This is a genomic window from Flavobacterium psychrophilum (genome assembly GCA_001708385.1).
GTDB classification, from domain to species: domain Bacteria; phylum Bacteroidota; class Bacteroidia; order Flavobacteriales; family Flavobacteriaceae; genus Flavobacterium; species Flavobacterium psychrophilum_A.
Window position 1 is genome coordinate 2,077,941 of sequence record CP012388.1, and the last position, 20,944, is coordinate 2,098,884.

Sequence of the window (20,944 nt, forward strand, 5' to 3'; positions counted from 1 at the left end):
TTATTCGTTTGTTATATTTAAAACTTCTACTTTTTCATAATCTTTATATGATGATGTAACCACCTTTTCGCCAGGTTTAAGCCCTTCGGTAACCTCATAATACAGCGGATTTTCGCGCCCCGTTTTAATAGCCCGCTTTTCTGCCTTATCGCCATTTACCACAAAGATCCAACGCCCGGCTGTAACATCAAAAAAGCTTCCTTTAGGCAATACGGTAGTCTTAGATTTTTCAGAAAGTATAAGCCTTACTCCAAAGCTAAGCCCCTGCTTAACATCGGGCAATACTTTGCCAATAAAGTTAAGCTCTACAATAAAGCGGCCGCCCTTAATTTCCGGTATAACCTTCATTACCTCAACATCCAGCGTTTCGCCTTTAAAGTCTACCTTTCCTTTTTGCCCTACGCCTACACGCTCCAGGTAAAACTCATCAACATCTGCCATAAGCTTATACCCTTTCATAACGTCTATCTTACCTATGCTTTCGCCTGCAATATAGTTTTTACCCAGCACCGGCTCAAACGATGTTAACCTTCCTGCCATTGGCGCGGTAACCAAAAAGTTCTTTTTGTTGGTACGCAGTATGCCAAGGCTTTTGTACATTATCGCCTGCGACTGGCTCATCTGGCCTATCTGCATCAGGTTGGCCTGTTTTTCTTTCTGTATACTTTGCTGGATTATATTCTTACGCTCCTTTTGGAACCTGAAATTCTCCTTTGTCTTTTCCCACTCGTTTTTAGAAAGTATCTCTTCCTTAAACAACTTCTCATTAAGGTCATACAGGTTTTTGGCATCCTGATAGTCATGGTCTATTGCAACCAGGTCTTTTGCCATGTTAAGCTCCTGGTTTCTTAAATCCAGCTTGGCTTTGTTCAGGTTATTTATCTGTTCTATTATAGATGTTTCCTGCGTAACATAGCCCAGTTCGGTATTTGGGTTATACAATCTTGCCAACGGCTGCCCTTTGGTAACCATATCGCCGTTAGATACAAATATCTCCTGAATCGATCCTCCTTCAATAACATTTAGCAGCATCGCGTTTAGCGGCTCTACCTTTGCCTGAAATACAATAAAGTCTTCAAAATAATTATCCTCTACCGCCTTAATTGCAATCTCACTCTTTTTAACGGTTAGTCCTCTTTTTTTGGTTACCGATGCATACACAAAATAGCCTGCCAATAAAAAAGCGGGCAGCGCCATGAGCAGATACTTATTTTTTCTATTTTTACGGGTAACGATAGTGTCCATTTCAGCTTATTTATCTTACAGTAATGCAATTTTGTGCCACAATTTTAAAACCAACAATTTGCTGAAATTGAACAACTTATAAATTCACTTTACTTTGCAAGTGTCCGATAATGAACACCTTTTGTCCGAAAACGTACAGTACATGAAAAAAACACAGGCCAATATTTTAGTAATAGACGATCAGGAAGATATACTCTTTGCCTCTAAAATGGTTTTAAAGAAGCATTTTGAGACCATTTATACCCTGAGCGACCCTAAAAAAATACTCGCAACCCTGGCAGAACACCCCATAGATGTGGTGCTTTTGGATATGAACTACCGTATAGGTTTTGAAGACGGCCGCGAAGGTATTTATGCCCTTAAAGAGATAAAAACCTTTTCGCCACAAACCACAGTAATTTTAATGACAGCCTTTGGCAAGGTAGAAACTGCTGTAGAAGGGCTAAAGCTCGGCGCTTTTGATTATATACTGAAACCGTGGGATAACGAAAAGTTGTTGTTCGTGGTAAAATCGGCAGTAGAAGAAAGCCGCAAAGAGCGTAAAAAAGAAGCACGCCTGCCTAAAAAAGAAGCTTTTTTTGTGGGCGATTCGCCTGCCATAAAACGCGCGTATTCGCTTTCAGAAAAAGTAGCAAAAACCGATGCCAACGTACTTATACTTGGCGAGAACGGCACAGGTAAATATGTAATGGCAAATTACATTCACCAAAATTCTAACCGTGCTGCGCAGCCTTTTATGCATGTAGACCTGGGTTCGCTTAGCGACACCATTTTTGAGAGCGAATTGTTCGGTTATGCCAAAGGTGCTTTTACAGATGCCAAACTTGATACCCCTGGACGTTTTGAACTTTCCAACAACGGAACTATTTTTCTTGACGAAATTGGCAACGTTCCAATTCACCTTCAGTCGAAACTGTTGCAGGTACTACAAAATAAATCGGTTACCCGATTAGGCGAGGCCAAAGCCCGACCGCTTAATGTACGCATTATTACGGCTACCAATATCGACCTGAAGCAGGAAGCTGCACTTAAAAATTTCAGGGAAGATTTATACTACCGCATCAACACTATGGAAATTACCCTTCCGCCACTTCGCGAACGTCGTGAAGACCTTGTTCCACTGGCAGAATTTTTACTGGAAAAGATTGCGGGTAAATACGAACGTGACAGTATTGCCTTTGATGCCGATGCATTACAAAAAATGGCACTGCACTCCTGGAATGGTAACATCCGCGAAATGGAAAATCGTATAGAGCGTGCCGTTATACTTTGTGAAAACAACACTATTACTGCGGGCGACCTTGACCTTACACACGTTACTGCTGTATCTGCAAAAGAAGAGGCACAGCTTTCTGACATTGAAAAAGCAACTATAGAAAAAGCACTGCAAAAACATAGCTTCAACATTAGTAAAACCGCCGAAGAGCTCGGACTTTCGCGCGCTGCATTGTATAGAAGGATGGAAAAACACGAAATTGGCAACCACTAAATGAAACAACTACAACTTTACCAACTGCTCTTCCTGCGCATTGTGCTAATTATAATAGCCGTGGGCAGTGGCTTTCTGCTGTTACAAAAAGATTTGGTATATACCGCTTCTTTCATATTTTTGGTGTTCATACTATTGCTGTTCGAGCTGTTCGCCTTTATCCGTAATACATTCCTATTTTACGACAAGACCATAAGTGCTATACTCAACAATGATTTTTCTGCCGATTTCTCAAGGCTTAGCTCTTTCGAGAATTACCGGAATCTTTTCAGATTATATGACAGGCTTAAAAATATGCAGAACGAACAGGTATCTAAAGATATCGTGTATCGTTCTATCCTGAATAATATAGAGACCGGGGTGCTTATACTGGAAAAAAAGGAAGCCGACTGGGGTATTTTCCTGATGAATGATTACTTTTCTGAGCATTTTACTGTTCCTAAAGTTTCAAAGTGGAGCTACCTGCGCAACCAGATTCCGGCACTATGCTCTATTATAGAGGAGCGCGATTTTAGCGATATGCGTACCTCATTACAGGTGCGTGTTGGCAATACAGACAGCCAGACCTTTATGCTGCAAACCTCTAAAACCAAAACATACGATACCGATTATTATATTATCCTTTTAGATTCTATACAGAAAGTAATTGCAAAAAAAGAGAAGGATGCCTGGATTAACCTAATGAAGGTCATTTCACATGAGCTGATGAATTCCATCACCCCCATACGATCGCTGGCGCAGAATATGGAAGAGATCGTGGCGCAGGATGACCTTTCTAAAGACGATCTTAACGACATCAAGGAAAGTGTATCTGCGATGATACACCGCAGCGACCACCTTCAAAACTTTATAGACAGCTACCGAAAGCTTGCCATGCTGCCATCCCCCAATAAAGAGGTGCTGAACCTTGAAACAACGATGAATGGCGTGCTTAAAATTATGGCACCGCTGTTTAAAAATGCCGGGGTTACCATTCACAACACCATTGGCTTTAACCGCCGCTTTATGGCTGATGCACTGCAACTGGAACAGGTGCTTATTAATCTTTTCACCAACAGTATTTATGCACTTGAAGGGCTGTCTGAAAAAGAGATCACCATTACTGCCGAGTTTAGAAACGGGCGTATTTTTATTACTATTACCGATACCGGAAACGGCATAGACCCCGCCATTGAAGACAAAATATTCTTGCCATTTTTTACCACACGTAAAGAAGGCGCAGGTATTGGACTTACCCTCTCTAAAAATATTATTGAAGCCCACGGTGGCTACCTTACCTACCAAAACGAAGGTAACGTTACACAATTTACTATTTGTTTGATTGAGTAAAGTTTTAGCTACGCATGACACTCGCACCGGCACCCCGGCATAAAAAAAGAGGCCACGCAAATGCGTGGCCTCTCACTTTCAAAAAACTATCCTAAACTAAAACTACTACTTTCTTTTCATTAGTTTGTAAGAGCCTGTTTTCTCGCCTGCATGTACGCGGATGATAAATACCTGTTCTCCTTCAACGCCTGAAAGGTTGATGTCAATTTTCTGTGTTGCTCCGGCAGATTGTCCTTTAGCCTCGGTAACTTTCCTTCCAAGAAGGTCGAATACCTCAACAGAAACATTCTCTCCGGCTGCATCGCCGTTTACCTCTATAGTAACCTTACCATCGGTAGGGTTAGGGTAAAGGCTTACCATATTTTTAAGCGGATTCTCTTCCAGTCCAACAGTTTCGCTTACAAGGATGTAATCTACTTTCTCTGCTGCTGTACTTGTACCTGCCACGTTACCTGTAGTAAGGCTTACGTTATAAGTACCCGGTTCAGCATAAGTAACTGTTGGTTCTTTATCTGTAGATGTTGCAGGGTTACCACCTTCAAAAGCCCATGCCCATGTTGTAGGCTTGTTGGTACTTAAGTCGGTAAACGTTACCGTTTCGCCTGGTTTTACTGTTGTAACATTCGCTGTAAAGTCTGCCACCGGCGTGTGTGCTCCAAGATCCTGATCTAATGAGAACACTACCGACGCCGACTTGTTAAACGCTACATTACCAAAGGTTGCATCCTGTTGGTCAGGATTGTTACCGCTTGGGTGCTGTACAGAGAAAAATCCGTATTTAAAGTCTGGTGTAAAGGTTAAACCTGTTGGCTCTGAACCTGCAGGCATAGACGCGAATAATTTAATATTCGGATTGCTTTGCGTGTGGTCAGGGCGAATTACCCAGATGTAGTTTAATCCACCATCCTGAAGTACCCAAAGGTTACCTTTATTGTCAAACGTAAGGTTGTCGTTACCATCTCTCCAGTCTTCGGTTACAGTACCGTTAGCTGTTTCAATATCGTAACTTCTTCCACCTGCAAAAGTTTCGAATTCAGAGAATGTTTCTCCGTCATCTTTAAACCTATATACACGGTTAAGACCTTTACACGTAAAGTAGATCTTACCATCAAGCGGGCTTATCTCACAGTCTTCAACACCATTAAAACGTGTACCGCCTAAGTTAGCAGCCAGATTGGTAATATTGTTACGGTCTGCCTGTGTAGCATTAGGCACCTGTACCCATGTACCAATAGCAGAACTTGGCTCATCGTTAGATAGTGCAAGATCAAGCTTAAGTACATATACTTTACCCGAAGTAAGGTTACCCGGCGTATCGGCTACAAATTTGTATACACAGTGTGTACCGCCGTCTTCACCATAGTATGCTGTTTTCTGGTCGGCAGCAATCACTACGTTTTCGTGGTTCATTCTACCCATAGCCCACAGTTTCTCCTGTTTGCCATTACCGTAATCTTTAACCTTAGCAGTTGCAGGGTCTATTTCTACAAGCCATCCAAGATCCTGGTAACCGTCGCCGTTAGCGTCGCCACCTGCAGTATCTTCTTCAGCTGTAATTACAGTTCCCCAAGGTGTAATACCACCGGAACAGTTTCTTGACGTGCTTACAAGGTCATTATTGTAAAGGTCTACAGCCTGAGAGCTGTCTACCGTCCAAAGGTTTGTGTCTTCATTTAAATGAAGGTTAAGCATAGATACACCACCCGGTCCGTTTTCCTGGTTAACAGAAAGGTATCCGTTAGTGCTGCTACCCGCTTTCGGTATATAAGCTGTATAATCGTGGTTACCCGGTACATTACCGCCACCAATTGTATACTGCTCTCCTTCTTTAAATATCAGCTGGAAACGGTGGTCTTCCGCGATAATTAAACGGTTTTGCTGTGCTGTAGGCGCAATAGATGTAAAGCAGCCAATGTGTGGCGCATCACACTCAATACTTAAGTCCTGAGTGTTTTTAACATACATATCAAAACCTATATCAGAGCTTGACTGGTCACGGTTGTGAATCTCAACCGATATCCTGTTTACACCATCAACAAATGCTGCTTTTGGCACAAAGTGTATCTGATATCTTTTCTCATCGGCACCATCTACAGTGTTTACAGAATGTGTAAGATAATCTATAGCTCCCGCAGGCATATTGTCGCGGATAACCTCAACACCGTTTACATAAACAACAGCACCATCGTCTCTACGGATACCAAACTCTACCGTATCAGTAAGGTCTGCAGCAGTTACCTGCACATCTCTTGAGAAGTATGACGTGATGTATTTGTTACCTGAATCCGATCCGAAAGAAAGTACCGTTTTCATTGGGTCGCCATAACCAAGTGGTGCCGTTCCTTTGCTCCATGATGTATTGTCAAAAGAAGTAGTGTTCCATGTTGTGCCCTGGTTTGTTCCGTTATCAAGGTACGTCCAGTCACTTCCTTTTGGTAGCGGGAAAGCCGCTGCAGGTAATGGAGGAAGCTCAAAGTCTACCGCCATATCAAAACCAAGGTCAGAACTGTTTGCAGCAGCCTGGTGAAGCTCAACCGCAATTACGTTCTCTCCTGTTTGCAGCAGGTTAGCCGTTTCAAATTCGTAGAATGTAGTTTCAGCAGCATCGTTTACAGCAGCAAGCGCAACGGTAGCCGAAGTGATATCACCCTGAGGCATATTATCCCTGAATGCTTCTACACCATTTACATATACTACAACACCATCGTCTCTAAGTACCTTAAATTTAAGGTTACCTATAGCCGCAGCGTCTTCTACATTAAAGGTATGCCTTAGGTAGGTAGTTATGTGTTTGTTCTGAGCATTGTCTCCATAGCTAAGGGTAGTATTCTGGTTCGGGTCTCCGTAACCTAATACACCATTGCCAAAGAACCATTCGGTATCGTCATATTCGTTAGCCCTCCATTCGGTACCAAGGTTAGCACCGCTGTCGTTATATTTCCAGATGCTTTGAGCAGCAATAGGGAAAGTCCCAACAGGATATTCCGGCTCGTTTTTCCAGGCAAGGTACACAGGTGTGCCGTCAATAGCCATTTCAGAGAAGGTAATAATGTTACCTAACTTAGTACCTGTAGCTGCAATTTCTATCGCTTCGGCAGGATTGCCTTTTAGTAAGAAATACTGCTGAGCAATAAGCTGAACATCGTTAAGGTTTGTGAATATCTTAGAAAGGTCTGCTTTTGGCGAACCGTTCTCTATATATAGCGTAGCCATTTTCCATGGTGTGCTAAGGTATAGTGTATCGTTAACCGTTTCGTTAAGTACGTGAAGCACTTCGCCACCGGCTTGTTTACCAATAACAACATTGCTGTCTACGTTATCAATAACATCGGCAAGGTAAAGACCATTTCTGTTATCGTTTTTAAGGCTCCAGTTACCTGCAACTTTATTACGGAAAGGCGCTTCTATATTACGTACTGGGTCTGTTGCAGGAATAATTGAAGCATTAGTGTAAGCTACCTCAACCTGCTGCGATCCGCTGTTTACAATGAAACCATTGTCGTCATGGTTAAAGGTGTAGTTGTATGGCAGGTTTGCCGTACCTTCCGGCATGGTAAGGTGCATATCTTCACGAATTTCTTCGATCGTTTTTGCTTTTGTCCATATCCTGAATTCATCTATATTACTACGTGTCGGCGAGTTGTTTGCAACGTTTTTACCAAAAGCAAGGTCGTTTGCATTTGCTGTAAACTGACCCACCGGTGTACTGCTTGCAAGCTCTCCGTTGATGTAGAATTTAAACTCACCGTTTGGTGTAAATGTAACCGCTGTGTGGTTCCATTCGTTAAGTTTCCAAACGTGTGTAGAGTTTAGCGAGTTCCATCCTCCGGCAGCACCTTTACCTGTAATGGTTTGTAGTGTCTGGTTGTTCAAGAACTCCATTTCCCATCCAAAGTTACCACCTGTAAGACTTGTAAATCCTACAAGTTTGGTATTGTTACCCGCAGGCTGCGTTAAACGAGCCCAAAGCTCAATAGTAAACGGACCCGAAAGTGCTGTGTTAACACCATCTTTAGGGATTAGCACCGAGTGGTTTGCCTCAAGGTTAAGCGATCCGCCCTGTTGTGCAATTACCGAGTTTACGTCTGTTTTAAACGCAAGATAATAGTTACCGGCTGTAATTGCTACATCGGCAAAATCAATTAAACCATCTAACGCAACACCTGTTGCAACTGTCTGGTAGTTGCTTAACGGATCTCCTTTTATAAGCATAAACTGCTCTGCAAGGTTTTCTATTTGTGTTGGGTTAGCAAATATCTTAGAAAGGTCTGCCTGAAGCGTAGCCGTTTCAAGACCCATAGTATTAAAGTTCCATCCTCCTTTTACGTACGATGTATCTTCAACAGTACCAAGCGGCAATACAGTACTGTCTGTATTACTGCCTATAACAAGATTAGATGTAAAACTGTCAATATCTGTCTTAACATATAAACCTGTTCTTGTTTCATTCTGAACGCTCCAGTTACCTGTAACCGCAGGGAAAGCAGTATTAAATTCTGCTACCGGGCTTGTACCGTCTATAATCTGTGCGCTTGTATATGCTATTGTTCCGCCTTTAGTACCTGTGTTAGTAATTGTACCATTATTTTCCTGATCGAAAGTAAGGTTGTACACAAGGTTATCGTTAGGCGTTTTTATACCATAATGCATCTCAGCTTTAATCTCGTCAGCTGTCTTAACTTTATTCCAGATACGGAACTCATCCATTTTAGAAAGCGTCTGACCATTGTAGTTGGTGCTTCGTCCTAAAGCAAAATTCCAGTTGCTGTTAGGTGCAAAAGCAGTATACGCGCTTTTCGCTTTAAGATCTCCGTTAAGGTAAAGCTTAATAGAATCGCCCGGTTTAGCCGTAACGGTTACATAGTTCCACTCGCCAATAGTAAGCGGAGTACTAGAGTTTATACTGTTCCAGTTAGGTGTGTTAGTACCAAACACTGCAGATATTGAATTATTATCCGGCATTTCAAGTGTTAAACCTGTAGTGTTGTTGTTTACCCTTCCGTGACTAGATACAAGCGGAGTATTATTACCCGGATCCTGAGACATATTTACCCAGAATTCCATTGTAAACTCACCGCCTAATGTAGGGTTGATATCAGCATGAGGTATCTCTACAATGTGACCTCCTGTTAATGATAACGAACCACCTCTGCCTTGGCTGAATGTTGCAATATTCCAACCTAAGAAATACTCCCCTTCTGTAAGGTTCGCATTGTGGAAGGTAGCATTCTGTCCGTCAAAGTCACCTTCTGCAACAGTAAGGTACGATGTGTCAGATTCTTTTTTAAGCAACAGGTATTTACCTGCTACATTGCTTATAGAGTCATATTTAACCAATGCCTCGGCAAGGTTAACTTTTACGGTAGCAAACGGGTTGCTTACAGGATCTATCTTCCAGCCTCCTTTAAGGTAAGAAAGCGTAATGCTCCCCGGTACCGCTGCAACAGCAGTATCGTTGTTTTTACCAATAACCACATTGCTTGCGTAGTTGGTAATGTTATCTGGAAGGCTTAAGCCCGCCACATTTACTGTGTTGTTTTTGCTCCATTTACCTTTTACAACACTTTGGTAATCTGCTGCAACGTTAGCCACAGGAGATGTAGCCGGTGCAAGTATCCCACCATTAAGTGTTATTACATGGGGCGTGCTACCTTTACTTGTAATGGTATTAGCGCCTTCTGTTGTAGGTGCAAAATCGTAGTATAAAGCAAGATCCTGCTCTGTACCTGTAAGGCCATAGTGCATTGTCTCCTTAATTTCTTCGGGAGTAAGTACTTTTTTCCAGATACGCATATCGTCAAGCTCTGCCTGAACCGCACCCGAATATGCAGGGCTGTAACCAAGGCCAAGACCCCAGTCGTTACCAACATATCCTGCAAAGTTAGTTTGTTCCACAAACTCACCGTTTACATAATATTTAAGCTGTCCGTTTTTAACGGCAGTAACCGTTACCTGATTCCACTCACCTACATTCCATGTAGCACCCTGCTCAGAAATAGTGCTCCATCCCGATGTATTGTTACCAATAACAACGTTTAGCTTGTTACTGTCAGGAAACTCAAAAGATATACCGGTAGAGTTACCGTTTACCCTTCCGTTACTGGCAATCATCTTAAAGTTAGTACCCGGATCGCCGTTAAGCTTAGCCCAGAACTGTATAGAGAAGTTTTCCGCCAATAGTGGATTGATAACAGATCCCGGAATTGCCATTTGCGGAGCTCCCGCAACTTTAAGCACTTCGCCACGTGTTGTTTCAAAATCAGCTTCGTTAAGGATGCTGTCATCAGAGATGATCCTTCCGTAAAGTACTAATTTATCAAGCGCACCAATGAATTTTTTACCCTCAAAGTTGTTACCAACTTTAATCTCGGCAGACGACGCTACCGGAGAAATTACGTTACTCCAGGACTGGATAACAAAACCATTGTAGTAAAGCGTTAGCTTTCTTCTTACGTTGTCATACTTCCAAACAATATATGCCCATGTGTGAGGCAACAGGCTGTACTGGCTTGTATAACTTGCGTTAGATGCATGATCCTTATATGTAAGTTTACCATTGGCATCTATACCAAAAGATACACCTGCACCCGCAGCGCCGTTAGAAAGTATCGTCGATCCGTTGGCTGCAAATTCAGACGGGTTAACCCAGAATCCTAAGCTGTACGGACGGTTGTGGAAGTTTAACGATAATGCATTGGGTATAGTAACCGATGTGTTTGCTGTAAAAGCAATTGCTTCGTTAGCCACACCATCTTTATCGTTTACAAAAGTATGTCCTGTAGCAGTAGCTACATGGTTGTATGATGAAGCGTCTACTACCGAATTGCTAACATTCAGCTGAAGCTTAAGCGCATCGGCATCCTGGCTGGTAAGCATGTCTTCGTGAATGATAGTCTCAAAATAGGCAACCCCTGTTGGGCCTACATATTCTACTTTCATCCTACGGTCATCTTCCGGTCCAAAAACGTTTATTCTTAAATACGTTTGCTTAACACCTGTCATCAGGTAGTCGCTTCCGTAGTTTACGTTGTGTTGTCCGTTACCAATATCAGAGTTAAGGTTACCCGATAAGATATCGTAAAGCGGGTACTTAACATCGCTGCCTTCGCGTATCATGAATTTTTGCTCATGAATATCGGCACTTAAAGAAAGTACACCGTTAATGTTGTTATCCCTTATAAAGTTTACAAGCTCGTTACCCTGTGCACTTGCGCAAAAGTTTCTTCCGCCACAGTTACGCTCAAAAGTTGGCGTACCGTTAATTATCACTTTAAATTTAGCTGTAGATGCCAATAGCGCACCTTTAAACCAAGCCATCTGGTCAGGGCCAAGGTGTGCCAGCGTACCATCGCGGTAGCTACGGTTGTCTAACAAAAAGTATTCTACATCTTTGTATACATACGAAGAGAAAAGACCTGCACCTTCGGCAGTACTTTTGTACTCCGGGTTTGGCCACCAGTCTTTAAATATCTCTTTCATCTCACCAAGCGTAGGCATGGTTTTGTTGAATTCATTAGGTCCCGTATCATGATTATCGGTAATAGCCAGTTGCGGCATTGCCTTAGTAAGGTTATCATGATAATCCCTGTAGAACATATAACGGGCAAAAGCCATGTCTTTGTTCGCCCAGTCATCAACACCATCGGGACACTGCCCCATAGCATGCTGAAGGCCTAAAAGGTATACGGCATCGCCTAGCCATACCATCATGTCGCTGCCTTCCTGCGCCATAACGTTAAACATTTCCGGGTCACCGTTAATGTGTGTTGCAGATTCCGGTATGTCTATACAACGTGTAAGGTCGTATATCCTACCGCATCCGCCCGAAAGAAACTCGAAATCGTCTATGATCTCCTGTTCGTTCCTAACGGTTGCTACCCTGCTTGATGCCGTACCGTTAACCATAAGCTTGGCAGTGTAGTTGCCGCCCGGCACAAGGTTTGTGTACTCAAAAGAGCGCAGGTTATACCCTAAGCGGGTATCAGAATTGTACACCGTACCGGTTAAAAGTGTGCCCGGTGCGGCATTTTCGGACATGGAAATAGATAAAGCATTTCCTGATCCGGTGTTGTTTTTCGTTAGCACCCACACCCTCACCTTATTATTGTAAGGCGGGCTCATCATGGGGCCGTAAACTAACGAGTCTCCGGGAATGACCTGGGCCTGCAACCCGTAGCTCAATCCTAAGAAAAACAGTAAACCTAAAAAGAGTAATTTCTTTTTCATGTTTGTCATTAGATGTTTTTGTTGATTATTAAAAGGCCAAAATTAGCCCCGTAAAACGGCTGATGACGGGTAAACAGGTTTAAGATTAGTTTACCTAAACATGAAGAATCGCAGTTTTTTCCTATATATTAAACTTTTAGAAACGTAACTTAATGTGGAACGAAACTGCTGAACTGTTATATTTTTTTGAAATAACAGCATACTGAGTAGTAAAAGACAAAAAAACTGAGGGTGAGCACAAAATCATTACAAATTTCACGTGTCTTAATCATAATTTAACTATAAACAGAAAGGTTAAGACAAGTTTAAGAATAGTCTGCATGTAAATTCTAAAACCGCGAATTACCGTCTACTAAAACGGTTTAGTATCTATAGTAAGCGATTCTAAAAAAGCAATAAGTGCAGCCACTTCTTTTTTAGACAGGTTTAAATGATCGGGAGGAAGGGTTTGGTTGGGTACTTCATACGCCATGCCTACACCTGCTGCGCCGCCCGTATTGTAGAAGTCGATAACCTGCTCTAAAGTGCTATAAGCCCCGTTATGAAAGTAGGGTGCCGTAAGCTTTACATTGCGTACGGTCATGGTTTTAAAAGAGTGCCTGTAAATTTCTTCGGCGTCTTCTATAATGTTATTGGCTATGCGCCCGGAGTCGGTATCAACAACCATAGTAGACGGATTCGTCATAACCCCCAGTACTTCGCTTTCGTTTTCGTGGTACAACGGCGGAACGAGTCCGCTAAAGGTTGGTGCAAAATGACAGGTAGCACAGGCCGCTTTTCCCATAAACAGGTTAAAACCCTGTTTTACCTGCGGTGAAATTGTATTGGCCTCACCACGGGCAAACCTGTCAAACGGACTATCAAAAGACCGTAACGAAGCCACATAAGAGGTAAGCGCCGCCGAAAAGCGGTAACGGTTTGCCTCACTACCGCTACCAAATGCTTTTTCGAATGCAGCTTTATATTTTGTACTATTCCCCAGTTTTTTAAGTATCTCTGTAAATGTGGTATTAAACTCCAAGTGGTTTTCTATAACATGCTCTGCCTGCTCTTCAAGGTCTACCGCCCGCAGGTCGTAAAAATACTTATCGGAGAAGACAGAATTAATAAGCGATGGCGAATTGCGCAATACAATTTTACCTTCTGCACTGGCCAACGATTTTGGTACGCCGTCAGAAAAGGCAAGTTCGGGCTTATGGCAGGTAGCACAACTCATAGTGCCGCTGCTGCTAAGCGCTGCATCGTAAAACAATTCTTTTCCCAACGCCCTAAGCTCGGGGCTGTCGTCCTGCTCCTTTAATAAGGTATAGTAATACGGATTAAGAAAATCTTCGGCAAACAGGTTGTCGCTGTTAGCATTCCACGCCGATATTTCCCCGCTAACTTCCTGCGAGCTTTTAATGCTCAGTTTTAACTGCATATCACGCAGGGCTTTATATAACGGATTATAATAATCGGTCATAAACACCAAACGGTCAAAACTATCAAAGTCTTTATTTTTAGTTAGATATTTGACATTTTCATCAAGCAGCTTTTCTACCTGTTGTTTTTGAGTAGCATTTAGCCGTGATAAAAATGGCTGTAAAATTTCACGCATACCCTGTAGCGAAGCTGCCGCTTCCTCCATAGCATTAAGCGATCCTGGTGTATCAAAGCCGGTAATGCCCATTGTAAAAATACGCACCAGTTCCAGCCTTGCCGCTTCCATTATTTCGTGGTCGTAGTAGTAGTTTCTAAACTCAACCGCCTTAACTAAAATAGCATAGCGTTCTTTTAGGTCGGCAGTGAGTTGCAGTACAGCATTAGCTTCAACAGCATCGCCAAATACGGTTTCGTCAAGCACCTGAAGCCCAACGGGAGCCACAACACGCGGCGCACCACGGTAATGATCGGTATTTAAATGATCTATAGGCTGTGTTTTGCTGTATTCCTGCGGTGTTAACCCGTAGTAGTTGTTATCGTGAAATTCTTCTTTAACCGGATATGGATCAAGGTGATTTAACGGTGGCCCATTGATATAAGACTTTATATGTTTAGGATAGTAGTATTCTAATATGCATTCGGCTTGTTTAAATGCAATCCGTGTTTTAGCCACCTGTGCGCGAAGTTGTTTTAGCGTAGCCGACTTTTGTCCGTAATCTTGTGCAACGGCGTTAAGTGTTTCTATCTCTTTAGCAAGTGCAAATGCCTGATGGTTTACCACCGGACGAAATTCATCCTGGTAATATCCGGTGGTGTATACATCGGGCGAATGCCAAAACCACACTGCGATAACACAAAATAGTACGGGAACAGTCAGCTTTACGCTCATTAGCACTTTACATAAGAAATGCAAACTTAGGCTTAGCGGTAAAGCACGGGGTTAAGCGAGGGTTAAGGAATGATTAAACACAAAAGTATTATCTACATTTTGTAAAAACAGGTAAAAGTACGTGGTTTTTTATCGGCGCTATGCGTTAGATTTGCCATACAAACCAATTAAAGCTTAAAGCCGCATATGGTTGCCTTAGGCAAATCGCAACTTGTAACCCCAATACAATCCAATCACCAAAGACTAAAAGCATCCCGAAAGGGATGCTTTTTTTATTACAATGAAAATCAGGTATTTTTACTCATCTCAGAGTAAAGCGTAAGGTATACTTTTATAGACAACCAATTATAAACCTTACCTTATGTATTACATTATTTTAATAGCCTTTGCCATTTTAATGATATGGATATCTGAAAAATCATCCATGTTGAGAAATAACATATTTAATGCAGAAAATTTTGCTGCCATAGCCAAAACAGAAAAGATAAAGAAACCGAAAGCTTCTTATAGCCTTGGGCGGTCTCAGCTTGCTTTCTGGACGGTTATTGTAGCATCATCATTTGTATACCTGTTGCTATCGCAATCGGCATATCCTCAAATACTGGTTCCGGTGCTTGACACTGTAAATCTTACATTAATAAGTATTGCTGCCGGTACTACGGTAATTTCTAAAGTAATAGATTCGAGCCAGAAGGAAAACCAAAACGGAAGTGTACCTCAACAGGATTATCCGTCTGAAGGTTTCTTTATAGATATTATTTCCGATGAAAAAGGTGTGAGCATCCATAGGCTCCAAAATGTTATATGGACAGTTATTGTAGGAGGTATTTATATTGCTTATGTTTCGGGGCATACCACATTGCCGGACGACACCATATTAACCAGTAATCTTTTGGGGTTAATGGGTATAAGCACCGCTGCCTATCTGGGATTAAAACTGAATGAAAATAAAGGCACTCCAAATAACACAAACGTTACAAATGAAACCCCAAATAGCGTTAACACCATTGCGCCCTCTCCAACATTATCAACAACAAGTCAACCTATTAGTACTACCGTAAATGCACAACCTGAAACCGTTGCAGAAAGTCCGATACAAAACAACTCATAATAACAAACCTCTCAAAAATGAGAGGTTTGTTGTTTATCAGGTCAGTTTAAACCATTACTCTTAATCCTTTACTTTTTAAAGTCCGTTATGGTCTTTCCATTATAACGATATACTCCAGTCATAGATCCAAACCAAATATTTCCTTTATTGTCTTCTAAAATTCCAAATATCATTTTTTCATTTGCTTTTACTTCGGTTACAATCGGTTTTTTACCCGACAAGGACTTTTCATCATAACGGGAAAGTGCCCAGCCCTGTTTATTAGCATTTTCTGAACTGGTCCAGATATTACCCTTTTTATCTTCGTAGATGTATCCAACAAAATTCGGGGTAAATCTGGTAAATGTCTTGCCGTCATAACGCCAAAGGCCATCAGCGCCACCAAGCCACATATTACCTTTTTTATCTTTTAGTATCGACCGAACGTTTGTAAAAGGTTTGCCGTTATTATTTGTTATCGTGGTAAAAGCCTTTCCGTCATAAACAGTAGCATATCCCCTTGTACCAAACCATAGTTTCCCTGTATTTTCTTCAATAATAACATTAACATCATTGTGCATCCGATGAACTTTTGGAAGCGAATTTTGATACGATGAAACATGAACAGAATCAGCCTCATTAACGGGAGGGGCTTCGCTCATTTTAAAATTTTTAAAGGATTTTCCATCGTAACGGCTTGCCCCGTTTTCGGTACCAAACCAAACAACACCGGCTTTATCCTCATAAATGCTTGTAACTTCATTACTGGCAAGTCCGTTAACGATTGTGAAATTTTGAAACGATTTTCCGTCATAGTAATAAACCCCGGAACCTATAGAAGCGAACCAAAAATTTCCTTTGCTGTCTTCTAAAACAGAAAAGAAGCGTGCCGAACTCACATTACGGGTGATATTAGTAAACAATTTTCCGTCATATTTAAAAACACCATACCATGAGGTAACCCAAATATTGCCTTTTGTATCCTGCTTGATGGTGCGAACGATACCATTGGGACCATAAGAAGTGGATATACCTTCTATCTCAACGGCAGCCTGAGCACCATTTCTTTGTTGCGCCTGCGCGGAAAAAATCATTACACCTGCCAGCATGATAATCAGGCTATACAAAACATTCCTTTTATTTTTCATATCTTATCTAATTGATTTCTGCGAAATTAGTTCGGCAGCTGTCGACTTAATAGATTTGAATTGTAAATAAAAATGTAAATTTTGTAAATAAACACATGACATTATAGTGCTTAGTCAAATCTATCATAAAAGAAACAAGAATAGTCATAAATAAATGAGAGTCCCTTGAACAGATATAAAAAAACCTCTCATTATTGAGAGGTGTCGTATAACTTTAATTTTTCCAGTTCGGCGGCAATCTTCTTTATCCAGTTGTTCTGACGAACATCATTAAAATACACCTGTTTATCGTATAGCTCATTGTAAGCAATACATTCTTTAATAAGCTGACTGTATACTTTTTGGTATTCATTAAAATCAGAAATCTTCCTGTTATTCATTCCTGTAAAGGCCTTCCTTATCTTACGGGCGTAGACTTCATATATATCAAAATGGAGCTGCTCATGCGCCAGCGTTCTTTCATTTTTACTGTCAGTTCTTATCCATGATTCATTTTTAACGAAGTAGCAATGAACTATCGGCTTAGGTATCATATTTTCTACAGGAACATCTACAATTTCTATCGAGCCTTTAATTTCAGCACCAACAATATCACTTGTACCAACCGGGCGCATACCTGTAAAATCCTCGTAAGTGAGCTTCCTTTTACTCCACAATATCCTGTTCTCATCCTGCAGGTTAACTAAACAAAAAGAAGACATAACCATATAGGATATGCAAAAAACTGTATATTTAAAAAAACTAGTCTTCATTTATAGGAATAGAAAAACCTACCGCGACAGCTCCGGAGAACTGCTCGACAGCGTCATGATAATAATAGGTGAATTTTATTTCGGTACCACTCTTACGCCCTAATGCCAACCCCAGTGTAACCGGGATATGAAACAAAACACCATCTTTATTCAGGCTGGTATATTGTGTATTTGTCTGGAAAGAACCAATAGACATACCGGCGCCAACTTCAAAAAACGGTGCGACATATGGAATTGGCGCTGCCAGGCGAATTTTACCCCCCAATAAAAAAGCATTAGATTTTATTGACTCTCTTATTCCGTTTTCATCCGTTTTATCAGAAGCTATAATTACTCCTGCATATGGCCTTACTCCAAACCAGGTCTTCGGACTCCAGACGTATTCTGCCTGCGCATAAAATCCTGATCCTGTAATCTCTGACTCATCGTAGGGTGCAGCCAGGCCAAAACCTGCTGAAACATCGATAAACTCCCCTGTTCTCGGTTGTGCATACAGTGGGCTGCACAATATAAGTAGTAAAAATGTAGTGATTGAAAAATAAAGCTTGCTCATAATGACCGGTTTATCAGCGCAAACTTACTATTTATTTAAATATGGATTTTGTGATTTTGCTAATTTGTTAAATCTGCCCCCACGACCTTCGGAACCACAATCCGACACTATAAAAAAAAAGCTCCTCACAATATGTGAAGAGCTTCTTAAAGTACCTGAAGTGGGAATCGAACCCACACACCTAAGTACACGAGTTTGAGTCGTGCGCGTCTACCAATTCCGCCATTCAGGCTTGTAGATTGTAATGTCAATCTGTACAAATCAATTCGCGATGCCTTAATTTGTGGGTGCAAATGTAAAAATAAATATTTAATTTGAGTAAAAATACATTACAATTTACTTCCAGAGTTCAATTAAATTCCTAAATTTGCACCTTCGTTTATGAGTCACAAGACTAACTAACTACAAAACAACTATTTAAAATGTCATCCCACGAGCCTGAAGCAAAAATTTTTGCATGTTCTCAAAGTGTGTACCTGGCCGAAAAAATAGCTAAAAGCTATGGCGCGGAACTGGGTAAAGTTACGTTCTCAACTTATAGTGACGGCGAATTTCAGCCTTCATTTGAAGAGTCTATAAGAGGATTACGAGTTTTTCTTGTATGCTCTACTTTTCCAAGTTCAGATAACCTTATGGAGCTTTTGCTTATGATAGATGCTGCTAAAAGAGCATCGGCGAGGCACATTACTGCTGTAATACCTTACTTCGGTTGGGCAAGACAGGACAGGAAAGACAAACCAAGGGTACCAATAGGAGCTAAACTTGTGGCTAAACTGCTGGAATCGGCAGGTGCAACAAGAATTATGACTATGGATCTTCATGCTGACCAGATACAGGGCTTCTTCGAGAAACCGGTAGATCATTTATTTGCCTCTACTATTTTCTTACCATACGTTAAGAGCCTTAACCTTGAAAACCTTACTATCGCGTCTCCGGACATGGGAGGTTCTAAAAGGGCTTATGCTTACTCTAAATTTTTAGGGTCAGACGTAGTTATCTGCTACAAACAACGTAAAGAAGCAAACGTAATCGAGACAATGGAACTTATCGGTGAAGTAACCGGAAAGAACATAATCCTTGTTGACGATATGATTGATACAGGTGGTACGCTTGCAAAAGCAGCCGACCTAATGATAGAAAGAGGAGCGCTTAGCGTTAGGGCTATATGTACTCACGCTATACTTTCGGGTGAGGCTTACGAGAAAATTGAAAACTCTAAGCTTACAGAACTTATTGTTACCGACAGTATTCCTCTAAAAAAGACAACCTCTAAAATTAAGGTTGTAACATGTGCAGACCTGTTTGCAGATGTTATGCACATGGTGCAGAACAATACTTCCATAAGCGGGAAGTTTATAATGTAATTTATTTTTATTAACTATATTAATTATTTCAAATGAAATCAATTACGATCAATGGATCTGAAAGAGAAAGCGTGGGTAAGGCGGCAACGCGTACGGCACGTAATGCTGGAATGGTACCTTGCGTGTTATACGGAGGAGATCAGCCAGTGCATTTTACTGCAGAAGAAAAAGCATTTAAAGGCTTAGTTTACACTCCAAACGTACACACTGTAGTAGTTGACTTAGGTGGAAAAACTTACAACGCTATCCTTCAGGATATCCAGTTTCACCCGGTATCTGATAAAATTCTTCACATAGATTTCTATCAACTTGATGAAGCTAAAGAAATCACTATGGAAGTTCCTGTTAAAGTTACAGGTAATTCTCCAGGTGTTATGGCCGGTGGTGTTTTACGTCTTAACCAACGTAAACTTAAAGTTAGAGCTTTGCCTAAAAACCTTCCTGACTTTGTTGAAGCAAGCATCAGCGAGCTTCAAATGGGTAACAAACTTTATGTTACTTCACTTCCTGCTGAGAACTATAAATTACTTCACCCGGACAACACTGTTGTTGCACAGGTAAGAATTTCTCGTGCTGCTATGAAAGCTGCTCAAGAAGCTGCAAAAGCTGCAAAAGCTCCTGCAAAAGGAAAGAAAAAATAATTCGTTATTTTTCATATACAGAAAAGCGTCCTCAAAAGGGACGCTTTTTTTTGGTTATTAGTTTTTGGGATTATCAAACTATTGGCTGTCAAATAAGCAAATCCACAAATTACCAAATCACAAACTCCCTAAAAATTCTATCTTTGCACCATGAAATGGTTAAACACCCTTTTTAGTAAAAAAGACACTCAGGAAATTACAGACCCTATGAAGAAGTACCTTATCGTTGGCCTTGGTAATATTGGCGCAGAATATGTGAATACCCGCCACAATATAGGCTTTAAGGTGGTAGACAGACTGGCACAGCAGGAAGGCGGCTCTTTTGAAACCGCTAAGCTTGGCGCTATGGCCGAAGTAAAAATTAAAGGCAGGACATTATTCCTTCTTAAGCCTAACACCTACATGAACCTTAGCGGAAAGGCTATTAAGTACTGGTTGGATAAAGAAAACATTCCGATAGAAAATCTTTTGGTTATTACCGATGACCTTAACCTGCCATTCGGCACTATTCGTATTAAAGCTAAAGGCAGCGACGGAGGCCATAACGGACTTAAAAGTACACAACAGCTTTTAAACACTGCCGATTATCCTCGCTTTAGGTTTGGTATTAGCGATGAGTTTAAAAAAGGACAGCAGGTAGACTACGTTTTAGGCGAATGGAGCGAGGAAGAAAAAGCAAAACTATCCGAAAGACTGGACACCTCATCAGAAGCTGTAAAATCGTTTGTGCTGTCGGGGCTTGCCAACAGCATGAGCAGCTTTAACGGGAAATAAAATAGTTATAAAACCGCCACGA

The 20,944-nt window shown here is 41.3% G+C and carries 11 protein-coding genes, 1 tRNA gene and 1 pseudogene; 6 read left to right on the forward strand and 7 right to left on the reverse strand.

The genetic code is table 11. The annotated features are described in order from the left end of the window. Complete coding sequence (locus tag ALW18_09005; protein AOE52635.1) at positions 1–1,245, reverse strand: RND transporter; 1,245 nt, start codon at positions 1,243–1,245, stop codon at positions 1–3. 142 nt (positions 1,246–1,387) lie between these two features. On the opposite strand from ALW18_09005, the gene ALW18_09010 reads away from it, so the two are divergent. Both ALW18_09010 and ALW18_09015 read left to right on the forward strand, forming a co-directional pair. Further along, entirely contained in the window at positions 1,388–2,734 is a 1,347-nt protein-coding gene (locus ALW18_09010; protein AOE52636.1) for an AAA family ATPase, read from the forward strand. Next, positions 2,735–4,063, forward strand: a complete 1,329-nt coding sequence (locus tag ALW18_09015; protein AOE52637.1) for a histidine kinase — start codon at positions 2,735–2,737, stop codon at positions 4,061–4,063. A 105-nt stretch (positions 4,064–4,168) separates the two neighbouring features. Here ALW18_09015 and ALW18_09020 read toward each other — a convergent pair whose 3' ends face one another. Together ALW18_09020 and ALW18_09025 are read right to left on the reverse strand one after the other, a co-directional pair. After that, positions 4,169–12,298 (reverse strand): hypothetical protein, encoded by an 8,130-nt coding sequence (locus ALW18_09020; protein AOE52638.1) that lies wholly within the window; start codon positions 12,296–12,298, stop codon positions 4,169–4,171. A 343-nt stretch (positions 12,299–12,641) separates the two neighbouring features. After that, a complete protein-coding gene (locus ALW18_09025; GenBank protein ID AOE54365.1) occupies positions 12,642–14,561 on the reverse strand; it encodes a hypothetical protein in 1,920 nt (639 codons plus the stop codon). Between the two features lie 400 nt (positions 14,562–14,961). Between ALW18_09025 and ALW18_09030 the strand changes: the two genes are divergently transcribed. Then, entirely contained in the window at positions 14,962–15,711 is a 750-nt protein-coding gene (locus tag ALW18_09030; GenBank protein ID AOE52639.1) for a hypothetical protein, read from the forward strand. Positions 15,712–15,779: 68 nt separating this feature from the next. Here ALW18_09030 and ALW18_09035 read toward each other — a convergent pair whose 3' ends face one another. The 4 genes and pseudogenes from ALW18_09035 to ALW18_09050 all read right to left on the reverse strand — a co-directional run bounded on the left by ALW18_09035 (position 15,780) and on the right by ALW18_09050 (position 18,375). Further along, complete coding sequence (locus ALW18_09035) at positions 15,780–16,838, reverse strand: histidine kinase (protein ID AOE52640.1); 1,059 nt, start codon at positions 16,836–16,838, stop codon at positions 15,780–15,782. A 191-nt stretch (positions 16,839–17,029) separates the two neighbouring features. Then, a pseudogene (locus tag ALW18_09040) lies at positions 17,030–17,353 on the reverse strand (hypothetical protein). Between the two features lie 226 nt (positions 17,354–17,579). Beyond that, positions 17,580–18,143, reverse strand: a complete 564-nt coding sequence (locus ALW18_09045; GenBank protein ID AOE52641.1) for a hypothetical protein — start codon at positions 18,141–18,143, stop codon at positions 17,580–17,582. Between the two features lie 152 nt (positions 18,144–18,295). Beyond that, positions 18,296–18,375 (reverse strand) — tRNA-Leu (locus ALW18_09050). Between the two features lie 190 nt (positions 18,376–18,565). Here ALW18_09050 and ALW18_09055 point away from each other — a divergent pair. From ALW18_09055 to ALW18_09065, 3 genes are all read left to right on the forward strand, one after another. After that, positions 18,566–19,507, forward strand: a complete 942-nt coding sequence (locus ALW18_09055; GenBank protein ID AOE52642.1) for a ribose-phosphate pyrophosphokinase — start codon at positions 18,566–18,568, stop codon at positions 19,505–19,507. Between the two features lie 32 nt (positions 19,508–19,539). Next, positions 19,540–20,148, forward strand: a complete 609-nt coding sequence (locus ALW18_09060) for a 50S ribosomal protein L25 (protein AOE52643.1) — start codon at positions 19,540–19,542, stop codon at positions 20,146–20,148. 207 nt (positions 20,149–20,355) lie between these two features. Then, positions 20,356–20,922, forward strand: a complete 567-nt coding sequence (locus tag ALW18_09065) for a peptidyl-tRNA hydrolase (protein AOE54366.1) — start codon at positions 20,356–20,358, stop codon at positions 20,920–20,922. The last annotated feature ends 22 nt before the right edge of the window (positions 20,923–20,944 follow it).

What these genes read in the sequence shown, in the direction of transcription:
- ALW18_09060 (AOE52643.1), top strand. Translation starts at nt 19,540, where the DNA reads ATGAAATCAATTACGATCAATGGATCTGAAAGAGAAAGCGTGGGTAAG.
- ALW18_09015 (AOE52637.1), top strand. Translation starts at nt 2,735, where the DNA reads ATGAAACAACTACAACTTTACCAACTGCTCTTCCTGCGCATTGTGCTA.
- ALW18_09020 (AOE52638.1), bottom strand. Translation starts at nt 12,298, where the DNA reads ATGACAAACATGAAAAAGAAATTACTCTTTTTAGGTTTACTGTTTTTC.
- ALW18_09030 (AOE52639.1), top strand. Translation starts at nt 14,962, where the DNA reads ATGTATTACATTATTTTAATAGCCTTTGCCATTTTAATGATATGGATA.
- ALW18_09010 (AOE52636.1), top strand. Translation starts at nt 1,388, where the DNA reads ATGAAAAAAACACAGGCCAATATTTTAGTAATAGACGATCAGGAAGAT.
- ALW18_09065 (AOE54366.1), top strand. Translation starts at nt 20,356, where the DNA reads ATGAAGAAGTACCTTATCGTTGGCCTTGGTAATATTGGCGCAGAATAT.
- ALW18_09035 (AOE52640.1), bottom strand. Translation starts at nt 16,838, where the DNA reads ATGAAAAATAAAAGGAATGTTTTGTATAGCCTGATTATCATGCTGGCA.
- ALW18_09005 (AOE52635.1), bottom strand. Translation starts at nt 1,245, where the DNA reads ATGGACACTATCGTTACCCGTAAAAATAGAAAAAATAAGTATCTGCTC.
- ALW18_09045 (AOE52641.1), bottom strand. Translation starts at nt 18,143, where the DNA reads ATGAGCAAGCTTTATTTTTCAATCACTACATTTTTACTACTTATATTG.
- ALW18_09055 (AOE52642.1), top strand. Translation starts at nt 18,566, where the DNA reads ATGTCATCCCACGAGCCTGAAGCAAAAATTTTTGCATGTTCTCAAAGT.